This is a genomic window from Pseudomonas sp. LBUM1662 (assembly GCF_059695915.1).
The window spans coordinates 2,816,565-2,832,744 of record NZ_CP166793.1 but is presented as its reverse complement, the minus strand read 5'-3'; the positions used below and the strand labels follow the sequence as shown (position 1 = coordinate 2,832,744).

13 protein-coding genes are annotated in these 16,180 nt (G+C 56.4%); 3 read left to right on the top strand and 10 right to left on the bottom strand.

Annotated features, from left to right (window positions below):
* Positions 1-138 precede the first annotated feature (138 nt).
* From ACA049_RS12840 to ACA049_RS12820, 5 genes are all read right to left on the bottom strand, one after another.
* Positions 139-1,140, bottom strand: coding sequence for an MBL fold metallo-hydrolase (locus tag ACA049_RS12840; RefSeq protein WP_497335941.1), 1,002 nt, complete (start codon positions 1,138-1,140; stop codon positions 139-141).
* A complete protein-coding gene (locus ACA049_RS12835; RefSeq protein WP_497335939.1) occupies positions 1,137-1,829 on the bottom strand; it encodes an HD domain-containing protein in 693 nt (230 codons plus the stop codon). Before ACA049_RS12835 ends, ACA049_RS12840 begins: the two co-directional genes overlap by 4 nt.
* Positions 1,830-1,858: 29 nt before the next feature.
* Positions 1,859-2,566, bottom strand: a complete 708-nt coding sequence (locus ACA049_RS12830; RefSeq protein WP_497335937.1) for a nitroreductase — start codon at positions 2,564-2,566, stop codon at positions 1,859-1,861.
* A 128-nt stretch (positions 2,567-2,694) separates the two neighbouring features.
* Complete coding sequence (locus ACA049_RS12825) at positions 2,695-3,657, bottom strand: LysR family transcriptional regulator (protein WP_497335935.1); 963 nt, start codon at positions 3,655-3,657, stop codon at positions 2,695-2,697.
* 392 nt (positions 3,658-4,049) lie between these two features.
* Positions 4,050-4,349, bottom strand: a complete 300-nt coding sequence (locus tag ACA049_RS12820) for a hypothetical protein (protein ID WP_497335933.1) — start codon at positions 4,347-4,349, stop codon at positions 4,050-4,052.
* Between the two features lie 204 nt (positions 4,350-4,553).
* Here ACA049_RS12820 and ACA049_RS12815 point away from each other — a divergent pair, with 204 nt between their 5' ends.
* Together ACA049_RS12815 and ACA049_RS12810 are read left to right on the top strand one after the other, a co-directional pair.
* Positions 4,554-5,687 carry a pyridoxal-phosphate-dependent aminotransferase family protein gene (locus tag ACA049_RS12815; protein WP_497335931.1) on the top strand — a complete coding sequence of 378 codons (1,134 nt, stop codon included), beginning with the start codon at positions 4,554-4,556 and terminating at the stop codon, positions 5,685-5,687.
* A gap of 441 nt (positions 5,688-6,128) precedes the next feature.
* Complete coding sequence (locus ACA049_RS12810; protein WP_497335929.1) at positions 6,129-6,533, top strand: DUF6632 domain-containing protein; 405 nt, start codon at positions 6,129-6,131, stop codon at positions 6,531-6,533.
* A gap of 245 nt (positions 6,534-6,778) precedes the next feature.
* On the opposite strand, the gene ACA049_RS12805 is transcribed toward ACA049_RS12810, so the two are convergent.
* Complete coding sequence (locus ACA049_RS12805) at positions 6,779-7,894, bottom strand: formylglycine-generating enzyme family protein (RefSeq protein ID WP_497335927.1); 1,116 nt, start codon at positions 7,892-7,894, stop codon at positions 6,779-6,781.
* A 181-nt stretch (positions 7,895-8,075) separates the two neighbouring features.
* On the opposite strand from ACA049_RS12805, the gene ACA049_RS12800 reads away from it, so the two are divergent.
* Positions 8,076-10,562 carry an arylsulfatase gene (locus ACA049_RS12800; RefSeq protein WP_497335925.1) on the top strand — a complete coding sequence of 829 codons (2,487 nt, stop codon included), beginning with the start codon at positions 8,076-8,078 and terminating at the stop codon, positions 10,560-10,562.
* A gap of 292 nt (positions 10,563-10,854) precedes the next feature.
* Here ACA049_RS12800 and mqo read toward each other — a convergent pair whose 3' ends face one another.
* The 4 genes from mqo to ACA049_RS12780 form a co-directional block, all read right to left on the bottom strand.
* Positions 10,855-12,507 (bottom strand): malate dehydrogenase (quinone), encoded by a 1,653-nt coding sequence (gene mqo / locus ACA049_RS12795; protein ID WP_497335923.1) that lies wholly within the window; start codon positions 12,505-12,507, stop codon positions 10,855-10,857.
* Positions 12,508-12,825: 318 nt separating this feature from the next.
* Positions 12,826-13,536, bottom strand: coding sequence for a GNAT family N-acetyltransferase (locus tag ACA049_RS12790; protein WP_497335921.1), 711 nt, complete (start codon positions 13,534-13,536; stop codon positions 12,826-12,828).
* A gap of 100 nt (positions 13,537-13,636) precedes the next feature.
* On the bottom strand, positions 13,637-15,253 hold the full coding sequence (locus ACA049_RS12785; protein WP_497335919.1) for a DUF1254 domain-containing protein: 1,617 nt from the start codon (positions 15,251-15,253) through the stop codon (positions 13,637-13,639).
* 156 nt (positions 15,254-15,409) lie between these two features.
* Positions 15,410-16,045 carry a TetR/AcrR family transcriptional regulator gene (locus tag ACA049_RS12780; protein WP_497335917.1) on the bottom strand — a complete coding sequence of 212 codons (636 nt, stop codon included), beginning with the start codon at positions 16,043-16,045 and terminating at the stop codon, positions 15,410-15,412.
* Between the last annotated feature and the right edge of the window lie 135 nt (positions 16,046-16,180).

Sequence of the window (16,180 nt, the reverse complement as noted above, 5' to 3'; positions counted from 1 at the left end):
AGATTTTCTACTTGCCTCACGCAAGTAACCAACCGCTACCGTTCGCTCCCGTGAGGTAGTTTAGCGAGACCCTGTTGTAAATATTCGGGTCTCGCTTTTTTATCTGCGTTCGCACGCCGAGACGAGATTTTTCTACCTCTACAGGCCGGCATACACCAGTCGGACAAAGTGATCCGGCTTGATCACGAAGTCGCCCCATTTAGCGTCAAAGGCAGCAGAAGGTTTCGCAGCGATTACCTCGTCCAGCGATTTGCCTTGTAGTTTTAGCAGCCTGACGTTATCGCGCACTGCCACCAACATATTGCGGAACTCTATGAGTTGAGTCCGTGTTCCCACCGGACCATGGCCGGGAATCACGATCGTGTGATCAGTGGTGCGTTCAATGGCTTTGTTGGCCCATTTGATTGCAGCATCGACACTGCCGCCGTCCTGGTTGTCGATAAACGGATAGCCTGCATTCCAGAACGTATCACCCATCGCCAGTACATCGGCTTTTTCAAAGTAGATCATCAGGTCACCGTCAGTGTGCCCGGGACCAAAGTGCTCGACTTTGATTTTGCTTACCTCGAAGGTAAAGGTCTTTTCATTTTTCACTAGAACGGTCGGTCGTGCCCCTGCGGGGACAGGCTGGAATGTCCAGTTCCAATCATCGACGTGCGTGGTGTGGGACAGATGTTTCAATGTATTGGCTTGTGCCACGATGGTCGCACCTGACGCGTGCATCCAGGCATTGCCGTCAGTGTGGTCCCAGTGCCAGTGGGTGTTGACCACATATTTCACAGGCGCCGCGCTGATTGCCAAGAGCGCCGCTTTGACTTTCCCCTGGGATTTACTGATTCCCGCATCGACCAGAAACTTGCCCCCCTTACCCGACAACACCACGATATTGGCACCCGAACCTTCAAGAACACTGATGTTGTCTCGAAGCGATCGGGTGATGATGTCGTTGTCGGCACGGTGCAAATAATGATTTCCGGCACCGGTGTGGAAATAGTCATTTTGAACGGGTTTATCGCCTGCGGCGAAAGTCATGTCAGCACCAAACAGTGAGGCTGTGGCTATTGTCGCTGTGAGAAAAAAGTCAGCAGAAAGCGTGATGCCACGTTTGCTGAAGTGTCTGCGTTTTTTAACGGGGTTCATTTTGCTTGCTCTTTGACGTGGACGTGCAGTGGTTTACCGCGATAACAATGTTCCCAATGCGAGCACAAAATAATGCTGCACAGATCTGTTCGCTTGAAATCTGGATCCTTGAAGGCTAGGAAGTCATCATTGAAGGTGCCGAATGTGCTGTCAGGCCGATGTTTCATGCCGTGATAAAACTCGTCGATCATCTTGTGAGCAAAATCGGATTCGCGGGGATAGGCGGCGATCACCGCGCTACGTTGCTCGTCGGTGAACTGTTCAAAGCCACGTCTCGCCACGTCCATTCCCGCGCCGGCCTGCAGCAGGGCAATTTCTGAATGCATATGCTCTGGAATGCTTGGCGTTGTATGCAGCGCGATCGCGTTCCAGACCTTTTCTATATCGGCCCCGCCAATACCATGACTGCGCAGGAAGTCGCGCGCGGCATTCGCGCCGTCCACCTCGAAGCGAAGTTGACTGTTTTGGTATTTCGACGTAAGCCCGATATCGTGAAACATCGATGCGGTGTAAAGCAGTTCAGGGTCAAAAATCAGGCCTTTACGATTACCGATCAGCGCTCCCCAAAAGTAAACGCGTGTGGAGTGGGAATACAGCAATTCACTCTCAGTGTCGCGGATCAGTTGAGTCACCTCGCGTGCTAATGAACTGTCAGGGATTTTTACGTCGAAAGTATCGTTGGGTGCCATGGTTCTTTATCTCTTCAATAAGCCAACGTTCAGAAACCGTGAAGCGAGGCGAATTCTTCAATGGACGCTTTCGGCATATGCGGACGCCGTTTGGCCCAGTCCGGATCACCGAACCCCATGGCCATGCTGCAAACCACTAACTCTTCGGCAGCGAGTGGCAGATGCGCACGAAAAACGGTGTGGTAGCGGGAGAGGAATTCTTGAGTGCAGGTGTCGAGCCCACGCGCTTTTGCTGCGAGCATGACGTTCTGGATAAACATGCCCAGATCCAGCCAGCTGCCTTTCTCAAGACGCCGGTCGATGGTAAAAACCAGGCCGATTGGCGCGTCGAAGAAACGGCAGTTTCGCTCGGTCTGTTCCGCTCGGGCGGGCAGGTCGTCGTGTGCGATACCCAGAGAGCCATAGAAGACCGAGCCGAACTCGCGTCGACGTGCAGCGAATGGCTCCGGCAGCGGATCCGGAAGGTAGCTGTATTCAGATGAGTGCTGACCAGGTGCTGTTTTGTGTGCAGCAGTGATAGCGTCTGCCAGCGCGGCTTTCGCGGCCCCCGCTGTCACGTAGACGCGCCAGGGTTGCACGTTCGCTCCAGTGCCCGCATGGCGCGCGGCATGCAGAATACTTGTGATGGCTTCAAGATCGACGGCGCGATTAAGATAGAACCGATTGGCAAATCGACTCATCATGATGTGCTCGACGTCAGTAAATGCTTGTGTCGATTTAGCTTGGGTACTCGGCATGGTCACCGTCCAATCAGCGGGTGTATTCGGATACCCTACGCCGCTGATTTACGGTTAATGAAGTGCAATTTTCATAAGATGAAAATGCATGCCGTGCATGGGAGCGAGCATTGCGTTTCGGTGATGAATTACGAATCCAGATCACCGACAAGCTGTGCCGCGTTTTTAAGCATGATCCGCAGCCATTTGTGCCCGGGATCTTGAGTATGGCGTTCATGCCACACCATCTGCACAGCCCGCGGGGGAGATTTCCAGGGCAATTCCGAAAGGAAGGCTGATCCGGATTGGTGGAAGAACTTTGCCAGGGTGGCTGGCACGATCGCCGCGATTTCAGAGCCAGCTAGCAGGCTTGGCACTGCGAGAAAATGAGGTTGCACGATCTTGAATTCCGGGTGTTTGCCGATCGAGTTGAAGGCAGCCGTCAACGCCTTGCGGTCGAACATTTCAGTGCGCCGCGTCAGCCCGCGCTCCGAGAGCAGACCATCTTCCGAACCGCTCGTAGAAACAACCAGCAGCGGTAGATTCGATAGATCATCCAACCCGATCTCGCTGCCGGCGAGCGGATGATTGATATCGACCACCATCATGTCCCGTTCTTCGAACAACACTTGTTCGCGTAACCGATGGGGAATGCTGGAGTAAGAGCCCAACGCAATGTCCACGCGGCCGACATCGATCTGCGCAGTCAAATCGATCCTGCTGGCGGGCAACACGGTGACGCTGGCATGCGGTGCGAGGTCAGACATTGCCCGCAGTAAATTCGGCAGAATCACCGCCGTCATATGGTCCGTCGCCGCGACACAGAACTGGCGGTCGGTGAGGCCGGGATCGAATTCTCTGGGCCCGACCGCACGCTCGATCGTGACGAGCGCATCGCGCACGAGCGGTGCCATTTCCAGCGCCCGGACTGTCGGCTCCATACCGGCAACCGTGCGCACAAACAGTTCATCCTTGAGCAACACCCGCAGTCGTCCAAGTGCATGACTCACCGCTGACGGGCTGAGACTGATCGCCTCACTGGCACGGAGCACATTGCGCTCACGGATGATTGCGTCAAACACCCTAAGTAAATTCAAGTCCAGATTTCTCATTCCCAAGTCACCACATTTTTATGGCCATCAGGCCCATGCTTTGCCGCATGTATGCTTTACCTCGTTGTCAAAGCTGGCGTTCTGAAGTGAGCCAGGAAAGTGGAACGGCACTGAATCAACTTCTTCGGCAGCCACCTCATTCAATAACTCGCCATGAACACGAAGTACATGGCGCGTTGAGAGAGTGGACGTCAGAAGTGGGTTTGTCGAATCAGTGGATTAGGCAGCTTATGACATCTATCGCATGCGAATGAGCGGCCGGTAAAGAATTTGCTGATAGGAAGTAATGGCCCGCGAGGCGAGCGGGTGAAGCACCCTGACATTGAGCTTTGTGGCCGAGCTGAAAACAGAATGTTCTCGCTTCTGAGAGTGTCCGCTTTTGACTGAAGCGGTCATCCCGGTTGAGCACTATCCAGAATGACTTTGGTCTCCATTTCATATCTGCTCAACAACGCGGCACCATCCGTAACACTAAGAATCTGATCGATCGCGGTGATTTTCCGGGCTGCGTGGTCGAGCTGAAAGTCAGCGTTGCTGTATGCAGCATCCGCTTCATTGTGGAGTGCATAGGCCATATGCGCAGCGACACGGACGTTTATTGGAGCATCTACATCGCTGCCCAGATAATCAGCAAGCAATTTTCTGATCTCAAGCAATGCGAGGGCGAGTAGCCTAGTCTGGTCAGTCTGCATAAAGGGCTCCTGGACATTGCAACGAGTGTGCGACACGAATTTCGCGAGGTTATATAACGCTCAGACAGGCAAAAGCAAAAGATCGCTTTGGGTAGATACCAACCGCTCGACAGAAGTCGCCATTCAATCCCGAGCAATCTTGTCATTTGCCAAGGCTTAGGGCAGGGTCGATACCACTGACATCTCTGCCAAAGGAGTCACCCCATGTCAAAGCTATATCCCAGTATCGATCCCGAGGGGCTGGTCGAGTACTCGGTGGTCTACACCGACCGCTCGCTCAACCACATGTCGCAGTCATTTCAAGGCGTGATGAAGAACATTTCCACGACCCTGAAACAGGTCTACAACGCCCAGGCTGTTGCAGTGGTTCCGGGCAGCGGCACCTTCGGCATGGAAGCGGTGGCGCGACAGTTTGCCACCGACCAGCAATGCCTGGTGATACGCAACGGCTGGTTCAGTTATCGCTGGAGCCAGATCCTTGAGATGGGCAACATTCCGGCGGCCACCACGGTGCTGAAAGCCCGACCGGTCGAGACTGGTCGCCAGGCTGCCTACGCCCCACCCCCTCTGGACGAAGTGTTGGCAGCCATTGCGGCGCAGAAACCGCAAATTGTTTTCGCCCCCCACGTTGAAACCTCATCGGGGATTATCCTGCCGGACGAGTACTTGCGGGCCGTCGGCGACGCCGTGCATGCGGTGGGTGGCCTGTTCGTGCTGGACTGCATCGCCTCAGGCACGCTTTGGGTTGATATGCACAAATGCGCAGTCGACCTGCTGATTAGCGCACCGCAGAAAGGCTGGAGCGCCTCCCCTTGCTGCGCCCTGGTGATGCTCAGTTCTTTGGCCCTCGAGCGCATCGAACAGACTCAAAGCAGCAGCTTCGCCTGCGACCTGAAAAAGTGGCTTCAGATCATGCAGGCCTACGAACAGGGCGGACATGCCTACCATGCGACCATGCCCAGCGATTCTCTCGCGCGATTTAACGAAGTGATGAAAGAGACGCAAGCCTACGGCTTCGACAAGGTCCGCGGCGATCAACAGGCTCTGGGCGATCGGGTGCGCAAAATGTTGACCGGCAAAGGCATCAAAAGCGTAGCCGCAGCCGGCTTTCAGGCGCCTGGCGTAGTGGTGAGCTACACCGATGATCCCGACATCAAGAGCGGTAAGAAATTTGCCAGCCACGGCCTGCAGATCGCCGCCGGAGTGCCGTTGCAATGCGACGAGCCAGCCGACTTCCAGACCTTCCGCATCGGTCTGTTCGGACTCGAAAAGCTGCAAAATATCGAGCGCACGGTCAATACCCTCGAGCAGGCACTGGACGAGGTGATGGTTAACTAAACCCTCATCTTGCCCGCGGCAGATACCGAACTTGTGAGTTCCATGGAGGTATCCTGCCGTGGGCACTGCCGCCCATGGCGCCCCTTGAGCGCTATCAAAGATAGCGTTCCGAAGAATCCTTTCAAGGGGCGGATGATTGGCGGCTGTATGACTTGGATCGACCCAAGGCTGACTGTGGCGATAGGCAGAAATCGGCCAGGAGCAGCCGGTGTACGGAGCGATAGCGAATGAGTAGCTATGCTTGGTACTGCCGGAACTAATGGAGCAGATGGGGCTTTCCATCCAGGGTGTATAAACCCCTTCAGCGGTTACCCGACTGTCACAATGCCCGGTCTAGTCAGGGCTAGACGACAGAACAAGGAATGTTATCCACCAAGCCCGTGACGGTGTTATCACCCCACTTGAGGTCAATTTAGAGTTAGGCCCAAAGAGGAATCCGCCATGACCGTAGTTGATCGCCTCAGGTATTTGCGCGTCGTTCTAGTGTTGGCTGGCCTCGCGTGCCTTGCTCTCTACCCACTTATGTTGTTCTGGCCGTCCGGCTGGGCCTGGCACGTCGGTCACTCGGACTACCCCATGATGATCGTTGGCATCTACGCCACACTGGGCGTGTTCTTGATCCTGGCCGCACGTGATCCATTAGCCAATCTGAGCCTAATCTGGTTCACCGTGTGGTCTAGTGCCGTGCACGGAGGAATCATGACCGTCCAGGCGCTCACCCAGCCGGGGCAAATGGGGCACTTGGCAGGTGACGTGCCGGCGCTTTTCATCGTGGCGGCTGCCTTGGCCATCTTGACGCCCCGCTCGCAATTGGCCGCTCGGCCCCGGACACACAATGGGGAATAAGAGCAGGTTTGACAGTCAGGATCGGGACGAAAATTGCGTTTCTACGCAAATTTTTGCGTCTGCTGATCAATCAAGCGCCGACAGATTTTACCGAGCAACGCAGTCTTCAAGACTGTGCCCGCGTTTTTTCACAGGCTAAGGCGTTTTCTGCCTGTCACGACTGACCGGTTTGGGTCGACCGGTTGAATCCACAACCATTAGCGGTCATTCGTATTTGTACGCATGGCCCACATGTACTCTTGTATTCAGCGGTTCTTTTCCCATTGGTCATTACTCATCGCCAAGCGAAAGCCGAGATGCGACATGGAGTTCATAGGGTCTGCGCCCTGCCTGGCACTGGTTCGAAAACTCGTGCAGTAGCTGTCGCTACAAAGAAAAGATCCACCCCGGATGACACGCTGCGGAGCATTGGCCGTCAGCCCAAGTTCGGGGTCATAGCTGTCGGAAGGCCCAACCGGGTTTACCGCTGCTTCGCCCGCCGGTTGACGTTTGAGCCCTACTCTAAACGCGTCGGCACGATACCAATCGGCGACCCATTGCCAAACATTCCCGGACATGTCGTAAAGTCCATAGGCGTTAGCTCGGTAACTGCCAACCGGCTTGGTGCCAATTTTGAATTTGTTATTGGTTCCGGTCACGGGGAACGGCTGTATCTCATCCCAGGTATTCGCCATCTTTTCTCCCCCAGGCGAGAAGTCATTCCCCCACGCATAATTCGCTTGTTCCAGTCCGCCTCTCGCGGCGTACTCCCATTCGGCCTCAGTGAGTAGGCGCTTGTGCGCCCATGCGGCATACGCCTGCACATCTTCACGCGAGACCTGAACAACTGGATGGTTTTCCTTGCCCTCGATTGTACTGTCTGGCCCCAACGGATGACGCCAGTCGGCCCCCGGAACAAATGCCCACCACTGGCTGAAATCATTAAGTGGGATCGGCCTTTCTGTGCCGACAAAAACCAATGCGCCAGGCACCAGGTCACTTTCATCCGGCTCAGGAGTTCCTGGCGGCAGTTGTACTTTCAGATCTTCCCATCTGGGTTTGCGTTCGGCGGTGGTGACGTAATGTGTTTCAGAAATGAAACGGGCGAAATCGGCATTGGTGACGTCATGGCGGTCGATCCAATACCCGTCGAGTTGAACCTTGTGCGCCGGCCCCTCGTTAGGGCGAGCCTGTTTATGGTCGCTCCCCATCAAAAATTCGCCGGCAGGAAGCCAGACCATATTCAGGGGGCCATTCTTTCCATCACCCAGCGTCAACGGCACGGGGCCGCGAATGTGCTGATAACCCGCAAACGCCAGGCAGGCCGACACAATTCCGGCGCAGACGATGGCGATACCAACACGCCGTTTCCTGCTTAGCATGTGCGCTCCTCCTCATCTCAGGCTGCGGCCCTTGCTGAACCTGCTGGGTATCAAGATCAGGTATAGACACCACGCCTCCAAAGTCAACGGCCACCAGCGTTGCCCATGAGATGGACTGGCAAGCGACGAAAACGGTTCTACACTCGAAACTTGGGGTTTCGGGGGGTTACAGGAGCTGGCCATGGCCATTGCATTCTGGACTCAATCAAATTGGCTGCATAACAGGCTTGGTGCCGGACTGGCCCTAGCCATGCTTACGCTCTCTTGTGCCGATGCAGCGCCACAGGAAGTCAACGGCACGCCCGGTTCACCCAGTGCGACCACGACCATCGACGGCAGATACCTACCCAACCCTCCCCCGGCGTTTGGTGGCGTCATCAACCTCGACGCCACGACCTCGACGCCCTACTGGTCCCCGACCGTCGTACCTCCCAAAGACGCGCCAAATGTGTTGTTGATCATCACTGACGATGTCGGCTTCGGTGCACCCAGTACGTTCGGTGGTCTTGTCCCGACGCCGAGCATGGATCGCGTCGCGGCAGCCGGATTGCGCTTCACGCAATTCAATTCGACGGCACTGTGCTCGCCCACACGTGCAGCCTTGATCACCGGACGCAATCACCACTCTGTCGGTTTCGGCGTCATCACGGAAATTTCGACGGGGTATCCCGGTTACAACAGTGTCATCACCAAGGACAAAGTGACCATTGGCAAAATCCTCAAGGACAACGGCTATGCAACGTCGTGGTTTGGCAAAAACCACAACACGCCGTCATTCCAGATCAGTCAGGCCGGTCCGTTTGATCAATGGCCCATTGGTATGGGCTTTGATTATTTCTACGGGTTCATGGGCGGTGAAACCAGCCAGTGGCAACCGGGCAATCTGATGCGCAACACCACGCCAATTCATCCGTACGTCGGCAAACCGGGGTGGAACCTGATCACTGCGATGGCGGATGACGCCGTTGGCTATGTCAATGAATTGAATGCGCTCGATCCGAAGAAGCCGTTCTTTCTTTACTACGCGCCCGGCGGTACCCACGCGCCGCATCATCCGACGCCCGAATGGATCGACAAATTCAAGGGCAAGTTCGACATGGGCTGGAACGCTGCGCGCGAGCAGATCTTTGCCAATCAGAAGCGCCTCGGCGTCATCCCGCCGGAAGCCAAGCTCACGCCGTGGCCGGATTCACTGAAAAAATGGGACGAACTGTCGGCGGAAGAGAAAAAACTGTATGCCCACCAAATGGAAGTCTATGCGGCCTATCTCGCGTACACCGATCATGAAATCGGTCGGGTGATCCAGGCGATTGATGACGTGGGCAAACTCGACAACACGCTTATTATCTATATCAGTGGTGACAACGGCGGCAGTGCAGAAGGCACCCCGAACGGCACACCCAACGAGATGACCACTTTCAACGGAATCGACGTGCCGGTCGCCGACCAGATGAAGTCTCTGGATGCTTGGGGTTCGGATCGGACCTATCCGCACATGGCCGTGGGCTGGACCTGGGCCATGGACACTCCCTTCAAGTGGACCAAGCAAATTGCATCGCATTTTGGCGGCACGCGTCAGGGCATGGCCATTTCCTGGCCGAACCGGATCAAGGATGCCGGCGGCATCCGTAACCAGTTCCACCATGTCATTGACATCGAGCCGACGATTCTTGAAGCCACCGGGATTGATGCGCCGCTCCAGGTGGACGGCATTGCGCAAAAGCCCATCGAAGGCACGAGCATGGCTTACCTTTTCGACAAGCAGAATGCCGCGAAACCTTCTACACGCACCACGCAGTATTTCGAAATGTTTGGAATGCGCGCGCTTTATCACGAGGGCTGGATGGCATCGACGACGCCCTACCGCGCACCTTGGGACATTACTTCTCAGCCACCCAAGGACATCGTCAATGGCGTCAAATGGGAGCTGTACGACATCACCAAGGACTGGACGCAGAATGAGGATATCGCCGCCGCCAACCCTGAAAAACTCAAGGAACTACAGGATCTGTTCTGGGTGGAAGCGAACAAATATCAGGTGCTGCCGCTCGACGCTTCCGCCTTTACGCGCGTCATTGCGCAGAGGCCGAGCATCGTGGCCGGACGGACCGAGTTCGATTATCTGTCTCCGATTACCGGCATACTTCCAGGCAACGAACCCAACGTGTTGAACAAGTCCTACGTCATTACGGCGGACATCACTGTTCCTGAAAACGGTGGCGACGGTGTATTGGTGACCGACGGCGGCCGCTTTGGGGGGTACGCCCTTTATCTCTTGAAAAGTAAGCCGATCTTCAACTACAACCTTGAAGGCGTTGCGCGATTCCGCTGGGAAGGGACTGAGGCGCTCACTCCCGGAAAACACATCATCAGCTTTGATTTCAAATATGCCGGGCCGGGATTCGGTAAAGGCGGCACCGGCGTGCTGGCGGTGGATGGCAAGCAACTGGCTAGTCAAACAATCCCCCACAGCGTTCCATTCGTCTTCGGTGTGGATGAAAGTTTCGATGTTGGTTCCGACACCGGCACTCCCGTCGACGACAAGGATTACCAGGTACCGTTTGCATTCACTGGTTCACTGCACAAACTTACCGTCAAGCTTGAACCAACGCAGTTGAATGTCGCGAGCAAGGAAGCAGTTCAGAACAAGGTCGGCACCAAAGACTAGGAAAAAGCACGCGGGTCAACTCGCACGAGATGATCCGCAGCTTACCTGCGACAGCCTCCTTTGCAACCATTGGATCGAATTCGCCTGTTACAACTTTTCCTGAGGGTTCGTATTGGGTCGAAAGCGATCATTTATGGCCGACTGCTTTTGGACGATAACCGCCGTTGACGAATGTCTCCTCTCGAAAGCAATCATGTGAACCCAGATGAATGTAACCCTTGAAACCTATCATCCACAAAAAAAGCCCACTGACCGTCTCCGATCAGTGGGCTTTTTCTGATTACGCTTCTACTTACAAAGCCATATCACTGGCAGCATTAGCCTTCGGCGCCTTCGCCTTATCAGCATCAGCCGGAGCAGCTGCCGGAGCCGCCACCTGACCAATCGCCGGCGGCGGAGTCAGTTGCAGTACCTTGGCGGTGTACGCCCACTCCTGTGCAACCTTCTCAGGACTGCCATTCAACTGAGTGCCATAACTCGGCACGATCTGATGCAGCTTTTCCTGCCACGCTGGCGAAGCAACCTTGTCCTTGAACACTTTCTGCAGCACGGTCAGCATGATCGGTGCAGCGGTCGATGCGCCCGGCGATGCGCCCAGCAGGCCAGCGATCGAGCCGTCAGCGGAAGCTACGATCTCGGTACCCAGTTTCAGCACGCCACCGGCAGCTTCATCACGCTTGATGATCTGCACGCGTTGGCCGGCTTGCCACAGGCGCCAGTCTTCGGCTTTGGCGTTCGGGAAGTATTCTTTCAGGGCGTTGAGGCGGTCTTCGTCAGACAGCATCAGTTGGCCGGCGAGGTACTCGACCAGCGGGTATTCCTTGATGCCGACCTTGGTCATCGGCCACACGTTGTGCGTGGTGGTGGTGGTCAGCAGGTCCAGGTACGAGCCTTCTTTGAGGAACTTGGTGCTGAAGGTCGCGAATGGGCCAAACAGGATGACGCGCTTGCCGTCCAGGACGCGGGTGTCCAGGTGCGGAACCGACATTGGCGGTGCGCCAACGGAGGCTTTGCCGTAGGCCTTGGCCAGGTGTTGCTCGGCGATGGTCGGGTTCTCGGTCACGAGGAACGAGCCGCCAACCGGGAAGCCAGCGTATTCCTTGGCTTCAGGAATGCCGGACTTCTGCAGCAGGTGCAGTGCACCGCCGCCCGCGCCGATGAACACGAACTTGGCGTCGGTTTCGGACTTGCTGCCGTCTTTCAGGTTTTTGTAGCTGACGCGCCAGGTGCCGTCGTCGTTCTTGGTGATGTCTTGCACTTCGCTAGACAGTTTCAAGTCGAACTTCGGCGTTGTTTGCAGGTGCGCAACGAACTGGCGGGTGATCTCGCCGAAGTTGACGTCGGTGCCGATCGGGCTCCAGGTGGCCGCGATTTTCTGGTTCGGGTCGCGCCCTTCCATCATCAGCGGGACCCACTTCTTGATTACAGCCGGGTCTTCGGAATACTGCATGCCGGCGAACAGCGGGCTCGCTTGCAGGGCTTCGTAGCGCTTCTTCAGGAACTTGATGTTGTCATCGCCCCACACAAAGCTCATGTGCGGCGTGGAGTTGATGAACGAACGCGGGTTTTTCAGCACGCCTTGCTGAACCTGCCAGGCCCAGAACTGACGGGAGATCTGGAACGCTTCGTTGATTTCAACGGCTTTCGGGATCGATACGTTGCCCTTGTCGTCTTCCGGGGTGTAGTTCAACTCGGCCAGGGCGGAGTGACCGGTACCGGCGTTGTTCCAGCCGTTGGAGCTTTCCAGGGCGACGCCGTCGAGGCGCTCGATCATTTCCATCGAAGTGCCAGGTTCCAGCTCGTTGAGCCAGACACCCAGGGTCGCGCTCATGATGCCGCCGCCGATCAGCAGTACATCGACTTTCTTTGCCTCTTCCGCGTGAACGGACGTGATCCCCATCGACAAAGCCAGCCCCAGCAGGGCCGTGTTCATTTTCTTAAACATCTGTAGCACCTATGATAAAACGCCATCCGCCCTTCCATCCTCATTCACGTAGCCCCTGAATCACGACATTCAGGCAGGACGTCGTGGGTGCTCGTACACAAGAATTGGAGGGTGGGCACACAAGGCCGACGTGTCTCCATCGACCTCAGTTATATGTCCCTACTGAACTGACTTTTTATCATTATTGGCTTCAGCTACTTGAGCGACATTGATCCTGTTGGCACGTCTCAAGGACATGCAAACTGAATAGGTCAAAACAAGTTGGCGCGCAGAATATCATGGCTGGACGACCGCGCGCTCCCAAAAGGACTTATGAGTCTAGTCCAGACGGGGCTCGTTCGCCGCGTCCTGGCCCAAACGATTCAGCACAAACACCTTGGCGTTGTGGGTCATTTGGTCCAGATGCCGGTCGCGCTGCTTTTCAGCATCGACCATCGCGCGCTTTCCGTGTTTTTGCAGCAAGTAGGTATGTATCTGCCGGACCTCTAAAGAACTGTAGATAAATGTGACATCCAACAGTCCCATCAAGCCTTCACTGCTGTGGTCGTGGGTGTTCATCAGCACTTGCGTGCCGCGCACGCCCAGCACCTGAAAACCCATCGACTCGAACCACGGCACCTTGGCCACGGTGCAGGTCAGTTCGGCGTGCGGGTAGCGGCTGATCATGTCCTGCAACATGGCTCGCGCGACGCCTCGGCGACGATGACCCGAATCGACAGCCATGTAGGCCACTCCGCACGCCTCGGGGTCGTCCTTCACCGGCAAGTACAGCAGAAAGCCGACGACCTTTTCAGGGTCTTCATCATCGGTGGCGACGATCAACTCGACCGCAATCCCTTTCGTCCCGCCGAGGGCTTCCAGGTACAGATGCACTTCGTAGCCGACCGCGTACTGATACACGTTGTACAGCGGGTTGCTCGGCGCAATGCCGACCATGCTGATGTCGGTCAGGTTGTCGACGACCATCTGCAGGATCTGGCTGTTGATGTGCTCCGGGCACGGGGTTTCAAAGTGGCTGAGTTGGGACATTGCGTGACTGACTCCGAGGTTTAAGGCGCGCCCGTGACGTGAAGCGTTGGCACCGGGCGCGCCTATGATAACTGCTGTTGCAACCTTTCCCTCGACTGACTCACCGAACCTCTTCAACTTCGCCGGGGCGCCAGGCTTTGGTGAAGAACGGTTCGAGCGGCCCGTATAACCGCAAGAGCATGAACCAGCCTTTGCCCGGTAGCGTCTGAATCCAGTTGCCACGCTTCACGCCTTCCGGTTGTTGAGGACCGAAGTAAACGGTGGTGGAGCCATCCGTATCGGCCTCGGCGGCTGGCGACGGATAGCTCTGGCTGCCGGCGCGTGGATAACGCTGTGGGGTATCCAGCATCGATCGGGTCTGATTGTCGTACACGGTGAACGACCAGAAGTTGGCTTCGGGAATACCTTTGGGCAGCGTCACTTTGTAGGTCTTGGCCCCGTCGAAATACGCCTTCTTCGAATCCAGCATGGCAAACAGGTATTGCGAGCCGATACCGGGTAGGCGCATCGCCATGGCCGGCGTGATGCCGGTGACGCCATAGAAAAACGCCGAGCGCGCATCCAGGGTGCGATAGCCCGTCGCCGGGAAAGGCTTGGCGCCTTCGGAGGTGATGATCGGGATTGGCGTTTCAAACTCACTGCCACTGATGAACAGGAAGTTGGACCAGGATGAACCGGGGTAGTAATACCAGTCCGGATCACGCGGATTCATCAGCAAGCTGCGCGCGGTGGCATTCGCCGCCGCCAGCGCTTCGGTCATGATTTTCTTCAAGCGTGCATCCGGGGCAAAAGGTTTGCCCTTGACGATGCCGACGGCGGCCAGCGAGCCCATCAGTTCAGCGTCGAGCGTGGTCGCAGGCTCTTGCTGCACGATTTCATTGAGGAGTTCATAGGCGCTGAAGTCGTTCGGCGGAATGGTGTTCATCACCTTGCCGCTGCCTTCGTGGAACACCGTGGGCGGCGGCTCGGCCACCCTGGCCAACGCGACCTGGCCACTGAGGAATTGCGCCACGCTGGTGCCATAGCCTCCCGCCTGGTAGGGATAGATTTTGGTGGTTTTCTTGATCACCTCGACGACCGGTTTCGGGTCGCTCTTATCCATGAAAGCACGGCCCAGGATCAGCACTTTGGTGGTCGGCGCACGCGTCACGAAATAGCCGCCTTCAGGGACGGGCCCGTCGTAGCCAGGGGGCAGCACCAGGTATTTCCCGCCCTGCCCCCGGTCCGGCCCCGGTGCGCCGAAGTCAATCATCCAGCGCCACCAATAGTCGTCCAGCGTGCCCAGCGAATTGGGCGGTGTTTCCAGCACCATCGGCCCTTTGCTCACGTCGATGAAACCGAGGAAGTAAATGGTGTCGGCATTGGCTGTCAGGAACAGCGACTTGGCATCCATCAACTCTGAAAAGATCAGGATCTCGTTGTCCTTGACGCCGGCCTCCAGGAAGCCTTTACGGATCGCCACCACGTTGACACCCTGGAAGGTGTTGGTGATGGCGTTGAAAGCATGGGTGTAGTCGAGGTTGTCGTAGACCTTGTTCAAGGTTTCCGTGCTCGGCATGCCGTCCTTGAACTCCAGCGTGCCGAAACGGGTGTCGACTTTTGCGGGCGTGCTGATCGAAGGGGGAACAGGAGCGTTGTCGAGCGCGGTTGCAACGCTTGGGAGCGCCAGCGCGATACAGGCGGCGGGGGCGGTTAGTAGCCGAATGATTGGTTTCACAGTGTCATCTCCATCGAGAATGGATTGAACGCCTGCCCTTTCGACATTGGAAAACGGCCCGATTGACTCCCTCTGTTCGCGGCAGCAGATCAAGCATAGCCATGCATGGACGGAACCATTGCCGTTCAGTGGAGAACGGCCTTGTTGAACAGAAATTTACTCGTCAGAAATGGCTGCATCGCCACAGATAGATCGCCACGCCGCTTGCGCCAGCAGCTCTCTGTAAGCCTTCGGACTACCAGCCACCCTCCCCGACAACCATGCCCGGCAGTAACTGTCGGCCTGGCCGATGATCAGCGACAGCAACAATTCGGACGGAATCGCCCGCAACTCATCGCGCCGACCGGGTTCCGCCAGCCATTGGCCGAGCTTCTGGTTACGGGTTTTGTTGCGGGTGGCCAGTTCTTCCTTGAACGGCCCTTTGGTGACGGCGAACCGCGCGTGGTACTGGAAACGCGCCCATTCGGGTTGGCTGTCCACCCAATCGACGTAGCTGTGGACCAACGCGTGCACACCCTCTTCGGTTGTCTGTGCCTCGGCGAGATAGCTGTCGCGTAGCAGTGCCTGATCGTCCAGCGCGGTGAAAAACAGCGCAGCCACCAGACCTTCCTTGTTGCCGAAATGATGGTAGATCGCACCGACGCTGGTATCGCATTCAGCGCGGATCATTTCGATGGTCGTGGCTTCCAGGCCTTGCTCGTTGAACAGGGCCAAGGCCTTTCTGAAGATGTCGCGCTTGAGTTCGGCTCTTCTGCCGGGGTAGCTGCGCTCGAGTAGATCTGCGGTTTCCATGGGGATACAGGCCTAAAAATCCAGGACAAGGCAGACGGCTGCCGATGAGAAAGCTGCGCTAGGTTGACAGATTTGATCGCGACAGAATACTGTTCCGTCACAGAACATTATTCTGTTACGGAAGATCATTCTGTA